Origin of the sequence: Microbispora bryophytorum, assembly GCF_043197435.1 — a bacterium.
Classification (GTDB): Bacteria; Actinomycetota; Actinomycetes; order Streptosporangiales; family Streptosporangiaceae; genus Microbispora; species Microbispora bryophytorum.
On the sequence record NZ_JBICTF010000014.1, the window covers coordinates 172,825 to 188,402 of the forward strand.

General features: G+C 72.7%; 13 protein-coding genes. 8 read left to right on the forward strand and 5 right to left on the reverse strand.

What is annotated here, in order from left to right; translation table 11 throughout:
• Positions 1 to 35: 35 nt before the first annotated feature.
• The 3 genes from ACGFIB_RS34655 to ACGFIB_RS34665 form a co-directional block, all read right to left on the reverse strand.
• Positions 36 to 2,471: an ExeM/NucH family extracellular endonuclease gene (locus tag ACGFIB_RS34655; protein WP_393377571.1), complete on the reverse strand. Its 2,436-nt coding sequence runs from the start codon at positions 2,469 to 2,471 to the stop codon at positions 36 to 38.
• 192 nt (positions 2,472 to 2,663) lie between these two features.
• A complete protein-coding gene (locus ACGFIB_RS34660; protein ID WP_191053959.1) occupies positions 2,664 to 3,542 on the reverse strand; it encodes a universal stress protein in 879 nt (292 codons plus the stop codon).
• Between the two features lie 87 nt (positions 3,543 to 3,629).
• Positions 3,630 to 4,100 carry a universal stress protein gene (locus ACGFIB_RS34665; RefSeq protein WP_357247468.1) on the reverse strand — a complete coding sequence of 157 codons (471 nt, stop codon included), beginning with the start codon at positions 4,098 to 4,100 and terminating at the stop codon, positions 3,630 to 3,632.
• 401 nt (positions 4,101 to 4,501) lie between these two features.
• On the opposite strand from ACGFIB_RS34665, the gene ACGFIB_RS34670 reads away from it, so the two are divergent.
• The gene (locus tag ACGFIB_RS34670; RefSeq protein WP_357247465.1) at positions 4,502 to 5,218 is read left to right on the forward strand and encodes a permease prefix domain 1-containing protein; all 717 of its coding nucleotides are present in this window, start codon (positions 4,502 to 4,504) and stop codon (positions 5,216 to 5,218) included.
• Here ACGFIB_RS34670 and ACGFIB_RS34675 read toward each other — a convergent pair.
• Positions 5,178 to 5,501, reverse strand: coding sequence for a PadR family transcriptional regulator (locus ACGFIB_RS34675; protein WP_142572710.1), 324 nt, complete (start codon positions 5,499 to 5,501; stop codon positions 5,178 to 5,180). The two genes, ACGFIB_RS34670 and ACGFIB_RS34675, sit on opposite strands and share 41 nt — an antisense overlap.
• An 82-nt stretch (positions 5,502 to 5,583) precedes the next feature.
• On the opposite strand from ACGFIB_RS34675, the gene ACGFIB_RS34680 reads away from it, so the two are divergent.
• From ACGFIB_RS34680 to ACGFIB_RS34710, 7 genes are all read left to right on the forward strand, one after another.
• Positions 5,584 to 6,771, forward strand: coding sequence for a cytochrome ubiquinol oxidase subunit I (locus tag ACGFIB_RS34680; protein ID WP_393377576.1), 1,188 nt, complete (start codon positions 5,584 to 5,586; stop codon positions 6,769 to 6,771).
• A 14-nt stretch (positions 6,772 to 6,785) separates the two neighbouring features.
• Complete coding sequence (locus tag ACGFIB_RS34685) at positions 6,786 to 7,532, forward strand: cytochrome d ubiquinol oxidase subunit II (RefSeq protein ID WP_142572706.1); 747 nt, start codon at positions 6,786 to 6,788, stop codon at positions 7,530 to 7,532.
• Between the two features lie 10 nt (positions 7,533 to 7,542).
• Positions 7,543 to 9,225: a thiol reductant ABC exporter subunit CydD gene (cydD, locus tag ACGFIB_RS34690; RefSeq protein WP_393377579.1), complete on the forward strand. Its 1,683-nt coding sequence runs from the start codon at positions 7,543 to 7,545 to the stop codon at positions 9,223 to 9,225.
• On the forward strand, positions 9,222 to 10,961 hold the full coding sequence (gene cydC / locus ACGFIB_RS34695) for a thiol reductant ABC exporter subunit CydC (RefSeq protein WP_393377580.1): 1,740 nt from the start codon (positions 9,222 to 9,224) through the stop codon (positions 10,959 to 10,961). The genes cydD and cydC overlap by 4 nt, the downstream gene beginning before the upstream one ends.
• Before the next feature lie 160 nt (positions 10,962 to 11,121).
• On the forward strand, positions 11,122 to 12,396 hold the full coding sequence (locus ACGFIB_RS34700; RefSeq protein WP_393377583.1) for an extracellular solute-binding protein: 1,275 nt from the start codon (positions 11,122 to 11,124) through the stop codon (positions 12,394 to 12,396).
• A complete protein-coding gene (locus ACGFIB_RS34705) occupies positions 12,375 to 13,337 on the forward strand; it encodes a carbohydrate ABC transporter permease (RefSeq protein WP_393377584.1) in 963 nt (320 codons plus the stop codon). Before ACGFIB_RS34700 ends, ACGFIB_RS34705 begins: the two co-directional genes overlap by 22 nt.
• The gene (locus ACGFIB_RS34710; protein ID WP_393377586.1) at positions 13,334 to 14,164 is read left to right on the forward strand and encodes a carbohydrate ABC transporter permease; all 831 of its coding nucleotides are present in this window, start codon (positions 13,334 to 13,336) and stop codon (positions 14,162 to 14,164) included. The genes ACGFIB_RS34705 and ACGFIB_RS34710 overlap by 4 nt, the downstream gene beginning before the upstream one ends.
• Positions 14,165 to 14,215: 51 nt before the next feature.
• On the opposite strand, the gene ACGFIB_RS34715 is transcribed toward ACGFIB_RS34710, so the two are convergent.
• Positions 14,216 to 15,520, reverse strand: coding sequence for a S1C family serine protease (locus ACGFIB_RS34715; protein WP_357247442.1), 1,305 nt, complete (start codon positions 15,518 to 15,520; stop codon positions 14,216 to 14,218).
• Between the last annotated feature and the right edge of the window lie 58 nt (positions 15,521 to 15,578).

The following is a 15,578-nucleotide window of genomic DNA, read 5'->3' on the forward strand; positions in this document are numbered from 1 at the left end:
CCCCCGTCGCCGGGGGCCCCTTACCGTGCGGGTCGTCAGCCCTTGCCGCCGGGCAGGTTCAGCCCGATCAGCAGCGGGTCGTGGTCGGAGGAGCGGAACGCGTCCGGCCGGTAGAGGCTCGGCGGGTTGAACTCCAGGTTGTAGTCGAGGATGCGCGGCTCGTCGGCGTTGACATGCCAGATGGTCGCCCCGCTCACCCGCTTGACCAGCTGCTTGCCGGCCATCGCGTGGTCCAGCTCGCCCGACAGCCCGTCGAACAGGTAGCTGTAGCGCTGCGCCGCGGGGACGAACCGCTTGGACAGGCTGGTCAGGCCGCCCGTCTCCAGGGTGTGGATCGGGTCCTCCTCGCCGTACGCGTTGAGGTCCCCGATCACCAGCGGGTTCGGCAGGTCCATCGAGTCGATGAGACCGAGCACGGCCTTGGCCTGCCGTACGCGCTCGGCGTTGTAGCAGCTCTGCCCGTCGCCCTGGTCGGTGTCGCCGCCGTCGGCCTCCTCGTCACAGCCCTTGGACTTGAAGTGGTTGACGAGCAGCGTGAACGGCTGACCGCCGCCCGCCCGGCGGAAGGTCTGGATCAGCGGCGGCCGCCGGAAGACCGGATCGGTCGAGGAGCGCGTCTGCCCGACGAGGCTCAGCTTCGCCGGCTTGTAGATCGCGGCGACGTGGATGGCGTCGGTGCCCGGGAAGGGGTGGGTCAGGGCGGCGTACGTGCCCGCGCCCACCTCGGCGTTCAGGGCGTCGACCAGCGCGTTGAGCGCGGTCTGCCCGTTGTTCTCGACCTCCATGAGCCCGACGACGTCGGCGTTGAGACCCTTGAGCGTGGCGACGATCTTCTTGAGCTGCCGCTGCTGCTCCTCGGCGGTGTTCGCGCCGCGCGATCCGAGCGTCGTGAACCAGTTGAGCGTGTTGAGACTGGCGACGCGAACGTTGCCGCCCACCGGAGAGGGGGCGGGCAGCCGCGGGTTGGCGGGCAGGAAGGTGATCTGCTCGGTGGGCTCCAGCAGGTAGTCCCCGAAGCCGTAGGTCAGCACGCCGGTCATGCCCACGGCGGTGTCGCCCAGCCGGACGGCCCGCGGCGTCGTGTACGGGATGGCGGCGGGGTTCTCGGTGCTGGAGCCGTCGTCGATCAGCAGCGACCTGCGGGCGTCGAGCGCGGGGTCCACGCCGGGCCGGTCCGTCGGCTGGAAGAGCCTGCCGCCGGCGGAGACCGTCACCTCGCCGTATCGGCCGAGGTTGTAGTGGTCGGTCACGGTCAGCGGCTCGGGGAAGGTCACGAGCACGTTCTCGTACGGCTCGAAGGCGGCGCCGTCGGCGCGCGGCAGGTCGTAGGCCTTCGGCGTGATCGTCCCGGTGCCGCAGACGTCCACGGCCGTGACGGGGGACAGCTCGGTGAGCCCGTTGAACTCGGTGACCCGGCCGGTGACGAGCACGCGGTCACCGACCTTGACGTCCTTCAGGGTCGCCCGGGCGAACGCGAACAGGCCGTCGGATGTGGCCGGGTCGGCGTCGGGCGTCGGGTCCTGGAAGTAGAACCCGCTGAGCTGGTTCGCGGCCTGGAAGTCGCCGGTCACCACGCCCTCGGCCCGGACGGTCTGCCCGGCGAGCGGGGAGGTGTCGCCGCTGCCCTGGACCTCGGCGATCTGCCGGTTCGCCGGCACCTCGCACGGGTCGCCGGTGGGCGTGGGTGAGGGCGACGGGGTCGGCGAGGCGGACGGCGAAGCGGACGGGGACGGGGAGACGGCTCCGCAGGGAGCCGGGGGCGTCGCGGCGTTGCGCGGCGCGGGCGTGCCCGCGGCGAAGTCCGCGGCGTTGTCGTCGGTGTCCGCGCAGCCGCCGCCGGCGCGCACCGCGGCGGTGGAGTTGCTCAGGCCCGGGGCCGCCGCCGTGCCCTCGAAGTAGTTGGCCGTGCCGTACCCGACGAGGTCGGCGATCTGCGCGGCCTGCTCCGGTGCGCAGGGCGAGGAGCCTCCGTTGCAGGCGAGGCCGGCGGCCGAGCGGACCAGGGCGACCTTGCCGGCCGTGGCGCTCAGGCTGAGCGTTCCGGTGGTGTCGGCGGAGGGCAGCGCACCGCTCGGCGTCGATCCGGCGGACAGCTGGACCAGGTGATACCCGCCGGGGGCGAGCGAGCCCGACAGGTCCTGCTTCTGGGAGCCGAACTGTCCGGTCCCGGTGGCACTCGTGTACTGGAGGGACCAGCCGTCCAGCGAGATCGTGGCGGTGCCGCGGTTGAACAGTTCGACGTAGTCGTTGGTGTAGGGGGCGCCGGAGTTGCCGCCGCCCCCGTACACCTGGCTGATCACCACGGCGCCCGGCTCGGCGGACGCGGGCGCCGGCGACGCGACCGCGACCCCGGCGGCCAGGAGACCGGCGGCGGCGAGCGCGGCGATCACACGGCCGCCGCGGCTCGCGCCACGTCTCAGGTCGCGGCCACCGGGGTGGTCATCGGGAAAGGCCCGGGAAAGAGCACGCATGTCCCGGACTTTAGGGGTAGACCTCAGCGACACCAGGACCAATAAGTGTCTTTACCGCAAACTTGTATGAATTTGCCGATCGCCTGGCTTCGCAACCGTTGGCGTGCTGCCCTTGCGCATCGCGGTCCGGGATGGATCGCTCCCATCCGGACCGGTCCCCCGGTCGTCAGTGGACGACATCAGCGGACGACATCAATGGACGACGGCCACCGGGCAGGTGACCGCGTCGATCAGCGGCCGGGTGACCGTCCCGAGCCTGCCGAGCACCCCACGGGCGCGGGTCGCGCCGACGACCAGCATGGTCGCACCGGGTGAGGTGCCGGCCAGGACGTCGAGCACGGACCCCTCGACGGGCTGGAGCAGGGTGCGCACGTCCGGATACCGCGCCCGCCAGGGCTCCACGGCGCGTTCCAGGGCCTCGACGGCCTCCCGGCCGGGGACGTCGGACATCACCATGGGCGCCATGCCCGCGCTCCAGGCGGCGGCCGGGTAGCGCCACGCGTGCACCGCGATCAGCGACAGCCGGCGCAGGGCCGCCTCGCGGTAGGCGAAGGCGAGGACGTGGTCGTCGCCCCCGCCGACGCCGACGACGACGGGGCCGGGGTTCCTGCGATGCGGCAGCGATCCCGTGCCGCGGACCACGATCACCGGGCAGAGCGCGTGCGCCGCGACGTGCCCCGCGACCGACCCCATCACGCGGCGGGCCGCGCCGCTCAGGCCGCGCGACCCCACGACGACGAGGTCGGCCGTCTCCGACAGCGCGACGAGCCGGTCGGAGGCCGGCCCCTCGAACAGGTCCTCCCGCACGCGGACGCCGCTCGTGCACTGCCGGGCGCATTCCGCGCCGTGCCACAGCACGTGCTCGGCCGCCTGGTGCAGCGACTTGCGCGCCTCCTCGTCACCCGCGCCGTACGGCGACTGCCAGGCGTGGCAGACGGTGATGGGCGAGTCCCTGAACTCGGCCTCGTCCATCGCCCAGTCGAGCGCCTGCATGGCGAAGTCGGAGCCGTCGTATCCCACCACGATGCCCCGGGTGGCGGCCGGGCCGCCGGCCGGGCTGTTGGGGTCCATACCCTCATGCTCCGCCCGGGCCGTGCGGTCCGGCAGGGCGGAAAGTCCCGAGACCGGAAGGACATCCGGCCCCTGGCGGAGGCCGGGTCAGGACCGGCTGCCGGCGAGCACTTCCGGACGGCGGTCGTGCTCCATTCCGGGCAGCACGACGACGACCGGGCATCTGGCCCGCAGCAGGCAGGCGGAGACGACCGGATTGAGCACGGGGTAAGGCTCGGACTCGGCCTCGTGCGCGCCCAGCACCAGCAGATCGGCGCCCTCGGTCGCGCGCAGCAGGACCTGCGCCGGCGAGCCCTCGACGACCACCGGCTCGACGTGGCGCTCACCGAGCTCGGCGACGGCCTGACCGGCCACGTCCAGCGCGGTTCTGTGCTCGTCCTCCCGTGAGGTGCGGCTCGCGATCGGCGCGTAGTGGGCGTGCAGCCCGCCCATCCACTCCCAGGCGTACACCGCCTCGACCTGCGCGCCGCGCAGCGAACCCTCGGCGGCGGCCCACCGCAGTGCGGCCTGCGACGCCATCGACCCGTTGATGCCCACCACGATCTTCGGCTGGTTCACGTTCCGCCTCGCTCTCCGCTCTCAGTCTCGCCGACCGGGGTTAACAGGGGGTTGCCGCGGCGAAACGGTCAGAAGACACCGCCCACGAGCATCCCTGTACCCACAAAGAAGGCCGGCACCTCCAGCCACAGGAGGGACAGGGCCATGTTTTGGGGGGCCGGTCTCACCTGAGGACAGGGTATCTGCGAACCGGAGCGATGCCGCTCCCCCCCTTTGCCGATCCGTAGACGCCCGCTGGCCGTCTCGTTGCCCGCTCCACATACTCAAGCACAGCGCACGGCGGCCCGCGGCGGCAGTGCCGTACGGCTCCGCCCGTACGGGACCTTGGGCCAGGGTCAGGGATCACCCTGATGCGCCCCCGGGCTCCCGGCCGTACGCTTGCCACAGACCGGGGAGGGACGATGGGGAACGCGGGCCCGATCGACGAGTACGTCGCGTCGATGCGCCATGCGCTGCGGGGCCCGGGCGGCGCCAGGCGCGACCTGCTGACCGAGGCGCGCGACAGCCTGCTCGACGCGGCCGAGGCGTACGAGGGCGAGGGTCTCCCCCGGGACGAGGCCGAACGGCTGGCGGTCGCCGACTTCGGGACCGTGCCCGAGGTCGCACCGGGCTTCCAGGGGGAGCTGACGGTGAGCCAGGGCCGCCGCACGGCCGCGCTGCTGTTCCTCAGCGTGCCGCTCATCGCGTTCATGTGGGCGGTGATCTGGCGGATCTTCCCCGAGAGCCCGCATGTCGCCGAGATCAAGCCGGTGTGGTTCGGGCCGCTGGCCAGGACGGTGGACCTGCTCCAGCTCGGCGTGGGCGTGATAGGCGGCCTCGCGCTGCTCGCGCTCGGCCGCGGGGCACGGCTTGTCCGCCGCCCCGCGCTGGTCACCCGAGGTCTCGGGTTGTTCGTCTGGATCCAGACGCCGCTGATCGCGGTGATGGGCCTCACGCTGGCGGCGGGAGCGCAGGGCCCGGTGGGGTTCTCCGGCTACCTGCCCGGGGTGGCCGTGTCCCTGATCAGCTACGCGCTCGCCGGGTGGATGCTGTACAGCGCGGCGCACTGCCTGCGCTGCACGAGGGCGGTCCGCGCGCTCAGCGCAGTGGATCGAGAACGCTCCCTATCGCGGTCGTGAACGACCGCCAGGCCGACCGCTCCCCTGTCAGCGCCTTGCGCCCGGCGTCGGTGAGGCGGTAGGTCCGCCGTTTGCGCCCCCCGTCGGAGGCCCACTCGCCGGCGAGCAGCCCGGCCCGCTCCAGCCTGCGCAGCGCGGGGTAGACCGTACCCGTCGGCACGTCGAGTTCCCCGCCGCTGCGCTCCCGCAGCGCCTCGATGATCGCGTAGCCGTGCAGCGGCTCATGCTCCAGCACGGACAGCAGCAGGGCGTCCATATGGCCCCGGAGCGCGTCGGCGTTCACGCCCGCAGCCTATCCCGGTTACTCATGCGTCGAGTCTATATGTAGGCTGTCTATATGTAGACAGCCTACCCATGGAGAATCAATGGACGTCGTCGACCTCGCCCGGACGCAGTTCGCCGTGACGGGAAGCCTCCACTTCCTGTTCGTCGTGCTCACGCTCGGGCTGGCCCCGCTGGTGGCGATCATGCACACCCGGTACGCCATCGGCGGGAACCCCCTGCACGAGCGGATGACCCGCTTCTGGGGGCAGATCTACGTGATCAACTACGCGCTCGGCATCGTCACCGGGCTCGTGATGGAGTTCCAGTTCGGGATGAGCTGGAGCGGGCTTTCGCGCTACGCGGGCGACGTGTTCGGCGCGCCGCTGGCCATGGAGACGCTGCTGGCCTTCTTCCTGGAGTCCACGTTCCTGGGCCTGTGGATCTTCGGCTGGCACCGGCTGCCGCGCGGGCTCCATATGGCCTGCATCTGGCTGGTGACGCTGACGGCGTACGCCTCGGCGCTGTTCATCATGGTCGCCAACTCCTTCCTGCAGAACCCGGCGGGCTCGGCGGAGGAGGGCGGACGGCTTGTGCTGCGCGACTTCGGCGCCCTGTTCACCAACCCGACCCTCGTCTTCGCGCTCCCCCACGTGCTGAGCGCCGGCCTCTGGGCCGGCGGGTTCGTCGTGATGGGCGCCAGCGCCTACCACCTGTTCCGGCGCACTCCCGAGCGGGAGTTCTTCACCCGGTCCCTGCGCGTCGGCGTGCTGACCGCCTTCGTCGGGTCGCTGTTCACCGTGGGGTTCGGCTACGCCCAGTTCGGGCCGGTCGGCGACGTCCAGCCGGACAAGTTCCACGGGGCGGTCCCCGGCACCGCGCTCGGACTGATGATCACGATCGGGCAGCTCGTCCAGTTCGCCGTGATGTTCGTACTGGCGCCGCTGCTCATCCGCGACGTGCTGGCCCGCTCCCGCTGGCTGCACCCGCTCCTCATGGTCATGACCCCGCTGCCGTTCGTCGCGGCGATCGCCGGCTGGCTCGTCCGCGAGGTCGGCCGCCAGCCCTGGATGGTGTACGGCAAGCTCTCCGTGGCCGACGCCCTCACCCCCGGGCTGACCCGGGCGGACATCACCGCCTCCTTCGCGGGGTTCGCGGGCGTGCTCGGGTTGCTCGCCCTCGTCGACTACGTCCTCATCGCCCGCGCCGTACGGCGCGGCCCGGGACGGGTCGCGCTCGGCGCCGCGGACCTTCCCGTCACCGCGGAGCCCGTCCCCGCCCACTCGCTGTAGAGGACACGCTCCCCATGGACATCTTCTGGTTCCTGACGTTCGCCGTCCTGCTGGCCGGCTACTTCGCCCTTGAGGGCTTCGACATCGGGCTCGGCGCGCTGCTGCCCGTGCTGGGCCGCTCCCCCGCCGACCGCGACCGCCTCGTCGGCGCGATGGCGCCGTTCGTGCTCGCCAACGAGGTGTGGCTGGTCGCGCTCGCCGGTGTGCTGTTCGGCGCGTTCCCGGTGCTGGACGGCCGGGCGCTGAGCCGCCTGTATCCCCTCGTCGTCGTCCTGCTGCTGGCCTGGATCGTGCGCGACGCGGGGCTGTGGTTCCGCCGCAGGGCCGACGGCGCCGCCTGGCGGCTGGCGTGGGACGGCGCGCTGTGGGCGGGCTCGACGGGGCTGGCGCTCGCCTGGGGCGCGATCCTCGTGGCCGTCGCGCGCGGTCTGCCCGCCTCGCCACTCGACGTCCCGGCCGTGGCGGGAGGTCTGGCGCTGCTCGCGCTGCTCGCCTGGCACGGCCGCACCTTCGCGGCCTGGCGGCTGCAGGACGGCCCGCGCGGGAGCGGGCGGGCGCTGCTGTTGTCGGCCTGCGCCGCCGCCGCGCCCGCGGTCCTGGTCATGGCGGCCGCGGCCGGCCACATGCTCGGCAACGCCGCCCCGGATCAGACACTGACTGTGCTCAGTGTCATGGTGGTCCCGGCCGCCCCCATCCTCGTGGGCGCGCAAGTATGGGTATGGCGCACCTTCTCCAGGGGCGCGCTGCCGACGTTCTTCTGATGGGGGACCGTTGCACAGGGATCTCCTCCGGCTGGCCCGCGCGGAGCGGAGCGTCCGCGTCCATCTCGCCTGCTGTCTGGCGGCGGCGGTGGCGGCCGGGCTGCTCGTGCTCGTGCAGGCGGAGCTGCTGGCCGGGGTGCTGTCCGGCCGGTTCGCGGCCGCCGTTCTGCTCCCGCTGGCGCTCGTCGTCGCCTGCCGCGGGCTGCTCGGATGGGCGCAGGGAGTGCTCGCGGGCCGCGCGGCCACCGCGCTCAAGTCGGCCCTGCGGCGGCTGCTCCTCGGCCGGGTGGAGGGTCTCGGACCGGCGTACCGGTCGGGTGAGCTGGTGACGCTCGCGGGCCGGGGACTGGACGCGCTCGACCCCTACCTGACGGGCTACCTGCCGGCGGTCGCCGTGGCCGGGGTCGTGCCGCTCGCGGTCGTGGTCCGGCTCTTCGTGGCCGATCTGGCCACCGCCGTGATCGTGGTGCTCACGCTGCCGCTGATCCCGATCTTCGGGGCGCTGGTCGGATGGACCACCAAGACCGTGACGGAACGGCAGTGGCGCGCGCTGGCCCGCCTCGGCGGCCACTTCCTCGACGTCGTACGCGGCCTGCCCACGCTGCGGGCCTTCGGCCGGGCCCGCTACCAGGCGTCGGTGATCCGCGAGGTGGCCGAGGCCCACCGCGCCGCGACCATGCGCACGCTGCGGGTGGCGTTCCTGTCGTCGCTGGTGCTCGAACTCGTGGCGTCGCTGTCGCTGGCGCTGGTGGCGGTGCCGGTGGGGCTGCGGCTGCTGTCGGGCTCGCTCGACCTGCGCACGGCGCTGCTCGTGCTGCTGCTGGCCCCGGAGGCGTACCTGCCGCTGCGCGCGATGGGCACCCGCTTCCACGCCGCCATGGAGGGCGTCGCCGCCGCCGACGAGGTGTTCGCGGTCGTGAATCCGCAGCAGGAGACCGGGCAGGCCGCCGCCAGCACGGGCGCCGGGCGGGCCGCGCCCGCCGGCGGGCCGCCGGAGATCCGGCTGGAGGACGTCACCGTGCGCTACCCGGGCCGCGAGGAGACCGCCCTCGACCGCCTCTCGCTGGTCATCCGGCCGGGTGAGCGGGTGGCGATCGTGGGCCCGAGCGGCGCGGGCAAGAGCACGCTGCTGCACCTGCTGCTCGGGTTCGTGACGCCCTCGGAGGGGCGGGTGCTCGCGGACGGGACGGATCTGGCCGGCCTCGACCTCGACGAGTGGCGGCGGCGGCTCGCCTTCGTGCCGCAGCGCCCGCACCTGTTCGCGACGTCGGTGGCCGACAACATCGCGCTCGGTTCGGCCGACGGTCCGCTGAACACGGACGCGGCGGTGATCAGGGCCGCCGCCGAGGCGGCGCAGGTGGCCGAGTTCGCCGGCGCCCTGCCGCAAGGGTACGACACCCCGCTCGGCGAGCGCGGCGCGAACCTGTCGGCGGGCCAGCGCCAGCGGGTCGCCCTGGCCAGGGCCTTCTGCCGCCCCGCCGCCCAGGTGCTGCTGCTGGACGAGCCCACCGCGCGGCTCGACGGCAGGAGCGAGGCGGCGATCGTGGCGGCCACGCGCAGGCTGGCCGAGGGGCGCACGGCGATCATCGTCGCGCACCGCCCGGCGATGATCGACCTGGCCGACCGGGTCGTCCGCCTCGACGGCGGCGCCCTCGTCCCCCAGGTTCCCGCGCAGGGCGGGGAGGCCCGATGAGCCGCGCGCAGACGACCACGGTGACGACCACGGCTTCACCGCTGTCGGTGGTCACCGGCACCGGCATGGGCCGGCGGCTCGTGCTCGCCGCGCTCGCCGCGGCGGCGGCCGACCTCGCAGGGGTCGCGCTCATCGCGTCGGCCGCCTGGCTGATCACGCGGGCCGCCGAGCAGCCGCCCCTGGCCGCGCTGTCGGTCGCGATCGTGGCCGTGCGTGCGTTCGCGACCACCCGCGGCGTGTTCCGGTACGGCGAGCGCCTGGCCGGGCACGACGTCGCGCTGCGGGCCCAGGCGGGCACCCGCGAGCGTCTCTACCGGGCGCTGATCCCCGCCGGGCCGCTGCCGCAGCGCGGGGCCGACCTGCTCAGCCGCATGGTGGACGACACCGACGCCGTGCAGGACCTGCTCGTCCGCTGCCTGCTGCCCGCCGTCGCCGCGCTGATCACCGGCGTCGTCGCCGTCGTCGTCGCGGGCTTCCTGCTGCCCGCCGCCGCGTTCGCGCTCGCCGCCGGACTGCTCGTCGCCGGGGTGCTGCTGCCCGCGGGCACGGCCGCCGCCGCGCGGCGCTGGTCGGCCCGGATCGCCCCGGCCCGCGCCGACCTGGCCGCCCGGGTGGCCGACCTCGTCCACGGCGCGGCCGACCTCGCGGCGTACGGCGCGCGTGACCGGGCCCTGTCGGCGGCGATGGACGCCGACGGGCGGCTGTCCCGGCTGGAGCGGGGGCAGGCCCGGATCAACGCCGCCGCGCTCGGCCTCGGCATGCTCACGCAGGGGCTGACCGTCGTCGCCGTGGTCCTGACGGCCCAGGCCGCCGGTCTCGACCGGGTCGCGACCGCCGTGGCCGCCCTGACCTCGCTGGTCGCCTTCGAGCCCGCGCTGCCGCTGGCCGCGGCGGGGGAGCGGTTCGCGGGAGTGGTCGCGGCGCTGCGCAGGCTCGGGGAGACCGCCGCCACTCCCCCGGCGGTGCGCGAGCCCGCCGACCCGGCGCCTGCGCCCGAGCCGCCGCTGACGGTCGAGGTCGACGACCTCGTGGTGCGCCACGGCGGGCGCGAGCCCGCGCTGAACGGCGTGAGCCTGACGCTGACGCCGGGCCGCCGCGTCGCGGTGGTCGGCCCGAGCGGCGCGGGCAAGAGCACTCTGCTGTCGGCGCTGATGCGGACCGTGGAGATCGAGTCGGGCGCGATCCGGCTCGACGGGGTCGACGTGCGGCGCCTGTCCTCCGACGACGTGCGTGCGCTCGTCACGGGCCTCACCCAGGACCCGTACGTCTTTCAGGCCACGGTCGGCGACAACCTGCGCCTGGCCGGGCCCCAGGCGTCCACCGAGGACATCGAGGCGGCCGTACGGCGGGCCCGCCTGGACGCCTGGACCGAGCGCACCGGCTGGGACACGGTGCTCGGCGAGGACGGCCGCACCGTCTCCGGCGGCCAGCTCCAGCGGCTCGCGCTGGCCCGGGCCCTGCTGTACGACCCGCCGGTGCTGCTGCTGGACGAGCCGGCCGAGGCCCTTGACGAGGAGACGGCCGATCTGCTGATGGCCGACCTGCTGGACGCCACCCGGGGCCGCACCATGCTGCTGGTCACCCACCGGCTGCGCGGCCTGGAGCAGGTCGACGAGATCGTCGTGCTGGAGGGCGGCAGGGTCACCCAGCGCGGCGCGCACGCCGACCTCGTCGCCGCGCCGGGTTACTACCGCGACCTGTGGGAGTCCGAGGCCCTCACCCGCCCCCACGGCTGAACGCTCTCGCCCCGCCGCCTGTTCGCGTCAACCTTCTGTGAAGAAGGCATTGCGGATCTTGTCAGATGTAAGTAATTTTCAGACAACACGATGGCCCTGTATGGCATTTACCTACACAGTGCGAATCCGCCCGGAGGCGGGGGTTCCTCGGAGGTTTCCGATGATCAAGAGGTGGATCGCGGGAGCGATCGGCGTGCTCGCGGTGGCGCTGGCGGCATGCGCTCCCGGGGGCGGCGAGGCGGACGGCGACAAGGTCACACTGAGCCTGTGGTCGTGGCGGGTGGAGGACGTCAAGGCGTACGAGAAGATCCTCGCCACGTTCGAGAAGTCGCACCCGAAGATCCACGTCGAGTTCAAGCCGTTCCAGGCCACCGAGTACAACACCATCCTGGCCACCGGCCTGTCCGGCTCCGCCGGGCCCGACGTCGCCCAGTTGCGGGCCTACGGCGGGCTCCAGCCTCTGGTCGAGGCGGGCCGGCTGGTGCCGCTGGACGGCAGGGTCGAGGCCCTGTCCGGCTTCGACGCCAAGCTGCTGGAAGGCGCGAAGGGCCACAAGGACGGCAAGATCTACGGCGTGCCGTTCGCCTACCAGACGCTCCAGGTGCTCTACAACAAGAAGCTGTTCGGCGACAACGGCATCCGGCCCCCCGCCACCTGGGACGACATGATCGCGGCGGCCGGGAGGCTGAAGGCGGCCGGGATCACGCCGTTCGCCGTCGCGGCCGGGCCCGACGCGACCTGGACGCTGCCGATCGTCCACGAGATCTTCGGCAACGCCCGCTACGGCAGCGCCAGATTCCGGGACGCGCTGCTGAGCGGCGCCAAGAAGTTCACCGACCCCGACTTCACGGCCTCGATCACGCTACTCAAGGACCTGGAGCCGTACTTCCCCAAGAACGTGGTGGCCGTCAAGATCCCCGACGTCCAGGCGCTGTTCGCCACCGGGAAGGCCGCGATGTACCCCACGGGCAGCTTCGACCTGGCGCCCGTGCTCGCGGCCAACCCGAGCCTGGAGGTCGGCGCCTTCCCGGTGCCGCCGCCGCCCGGCTCCCCGGTGACCACGCCGGTCACCCCGGGCTGGGCCGACGGCTCGTTCGGCGTCAACGCCGGGTCGGTCCACCAGGCCGAGGCGCTCGAACTGGTCAGGTGGATGGCGACGCCGGAGTTCGGGCAGCTCTACGCGAGCGAGCTCAAGCAGCTGTCCGCGGTCCCCGGGGTCACGCCGTCGGACCCGCTGCTGGCCGAGATGGCGAAGAACTACGCCGCCAACGGCGCGCCGTACACGCTGCTCGTCGACTTCCGGTACGGCCAGCCGAACGGCGACGCGGTCTTCCGGGACGAGGTGCAGAAGATGCTGATCGGCCAGACCGAGCCGAAGGCGGTCGCCGAAAGCCTGCAGAAGGGCGTCGAGCAGTGGTTCAAACCGGGAGACTGAGCGCGCGCCGCGCGGCACGCACCGGCGCCGGCCGCAGGTACGTGCCGCGGTGGCGGGTGCTGGCCGTCTTCCTGCTGCCGGCGCTCCTGCTCTACTCGGTCTTCATCGTCTATCCGCTGGTCACCGCGCTCGACTACAGCTTCTTCGAGTGGCGCGGGATCCGGCAGGCGGGCTTCGCCGGGCTCGGCAACTACCGGGACCTGTTCGGCGTCTACCCCTACGACCAGCAGCTGTGGCGGGCGTTCGGGCACAACGCGCTGTTCTTCGCCGGGACGATGCTGATCCAGAACACGCTCGGGCTGCTGTTCGCCCTGCTGCTCCACCGGTACGGGCGCGGCAAGCGATTCCTGCAGGCCGCGTTCACCACGCCCTACCTGGTGGATCCGCTGGTCGTCGGCTACCTGTGGAGCCTGCTGCTCAACCCGACGTTCGGCCCGGTCAACTCGCTGCTCGACGCGGCCGGGCTGGACTCGTGGGCCCTGCCCTGGCTGGGTGACACGCGTACGGCGCTGCCGATCGTCATCGTGGTCAACGCGTGGCAGTGGGTGGGCTTCCCCATGCTGCTGTTCTCCGCCGCCCTCGCCGGAATCCCCGCCGAATACCACGAGGCGGCCCGGGTCGACGGCGCCTCGGCCCGGCAGGCGTTCCGGCGCGTGACGCTGCCGCTGCTCACCCCGGCGATCGGTGTGGTGAGCGTGCTGACGTTCATCGGCAACTTCAACGCCTTCGGGCTGGTCTACGCGATGGCCGGGTCGACCGGGTCCCCGGCGGGCTCGACCGACGTGCTGGGCCTGCTGTTCTACCGGGTCGCGTTCGTGGAGGGCGGCACGGAGGCCATCGGGCGGTCGTCGGCGCTCGCCGTGCTGATGTTCGTGTTCATCTTCGGAGTGTCGCTGCTGGCCGGCTCGTACTTCCGCCGCCGGGAGAGGCGACTGCTGTGACGGCCCGGCGCCGGGCTCCCGGGCGCGTGGCCGTCCACCTGCTGCTGTGGGGCTACGCGGTCGTCGCGCTGCTGCCGCTGGTCGTCATGGTGCTCAACTCGCTGCGGCCCACGAGCGAGATCCTCACCGCGCCGCTGGGGCTGCCGGCGTCCCCCACGCTGCGCAGTTACGGCCGGGTGTGGACGGAGGCGTCGTTCGGCGCCTACCTGCTGAACTCGCTGGTCGTCACCTGCGGCGCGGTGCTGCTCGGCACGGCGGTCTCCGCGCTGGCGTCCTATCCGCTGGCCCGCTACGATTTCGCCGGCAACCGGGTGCTCGGGGCGTACTTCCTGGCGGGGCTGATGCTGCCGATCCGCCTGGGCCTCGTGCCGATCTTCTATCTCATGGACTCCATGGGCCTGATCGACTCGCTGCTCGGGCTCACGCTGCTGTACGCCGCGTCCGGGGTGCCGTTCTGCGTGTTCGTGCTGTCGGCGTTCTACCGTTCCCTGCCCGGCGAGCTGGACGAGGCGGCCCGGCTCGACGGGGCCGGCGAGTTCCGGATCTTCGGGCAGATCATGCTGCCGCTGGTGCGGCCCGCGCTGGCGTCGGTGATGCTGTTCCAGTTCGTGCCGCTGTGGCATGAGTTCCTCTACCCGCTGGTGCTGCTGCGCTCCGACGAGAGGTTCACCATCCCGCGCGGGCTGTCGCAGTTCTTCGGCGAGTACACGACCGACTGGTCGGCGCTGTTCGCCGGGCTGGTCCTCGCCACGGCGCCGCTCTTCGTGCTGTTCGTCCTGGCGACCAGGCAGATCATCGCCGGGATGACCGCCGGGATGAGCAAGTAGATCGCCGGCGGGCCGTCCCCCCGGAGGCCCGCCGGCGACGATCGCGAACCGTCAGCCCGCCGCCTGCTCCGCGAGCGCGGCGGTGATGGTGCTCTCCTTGCCGTCACGGGTGAAGGTGATGGTCACCTTGTCGCCGGGGCGGGAGCCGCGGATGGTGCCGACCAGCGCCTCCGCGCTGTCCACCACCTTCTCGTTGATCCTGGTGATCAGGTCGCCCTCCTTGAGACCGGCCTTCTCCGCCGGGCTGCCGGCCGTGATCGAGCTGACCACCGCGCCGGAGGCGCCGCCGACGGCGTCGGCCACGCTCACACCGAGGAAGGCGTGCGTCGCCTTGCCCGTCTTGATGAGCTGGTCGGAGACGAGCTTCGCGGTGTTGATGGGGATCGCGAAGCCGACGCCGATGTTGCCCGAGCTGGAGCCCGACGTGGCGATCGCCGTGTTGACGCCGACGACCTGCCCGGAGGCGTTGACCAGCGCGCCGCCCGAGTTGCCGGGGTTGATCGCGGCGTCGGTCTGGATCATGCCGCCGATCGTGGTGCCCTGGCTCTGCGGCTGCTGCTGTTCCATGCCCCAGGGGAACTGCGGCTGCTGCTGCTCTTCGGGGGCCTCGGTCAGCGTGCGGTCGAGGGCGCTCACGATGCCGGAGGTGACCGATCCCTCCAGGCCGAGCGGGCTGCCGATCGCGAGGACCGCGTCGCCGACCTGAAGCTTGTCGCTGTCGCCGAGGGAGGCGGGGGTCAGGCCGGACACGCCCTGCGCCTGGATGACCGCGAGGTCCGTGGTGGGGTCGGTGCCCTTGACGATGGCGCTGGCGGTCTTGCCGTCGCTGAACTTCACGGTGACCGTGCCGCCGCCCCCGCCCGCGCCACCGATGCCCACCACGTGGTTGTTCGTCAGGATCAGCCCGTCGGCCGACAGGATGACACCGGACCCCTCGCCGCCGGCCGTGGCGGTCTTCACCTCGATGGACACCACCGACGGCATGATCGCCTTGGCCACCGCGGCGATCGTGTTGGTCGAGGCGTTGGACACTCCCTTGACCACCGGGCTCGCGATCACCGTCTGCCCGCCGTTCACGCTGTTCGCGACGAGGGCCCCGGTGACCCCGCCGCCCAGTGCCACGGCCACGAGCGCGAGGCCCGCGCCCGCCTTCTGACGGGTGGTCAGCGTGCCCTTGCGCGCCGCCGGCGGCGGAAACTGCCCCGTGTCATAGGAGCCGCTCCCGTAGGCGCCGTACGACTGGTACGCCCCGGTGTACTGCCCGTGCTGCGGCGGGGTGCTGCCGAACTGGCTCCAGCCGTGACCGGGGAGTATCTCGGTGTTCTCGTTGCCGGGAACGTGCTCGTGTGAGCTCATCGCCATCCCCCTCAATGGATTCGCCGGTGATCCCGGCGATCCGCCGGTACACGTAATA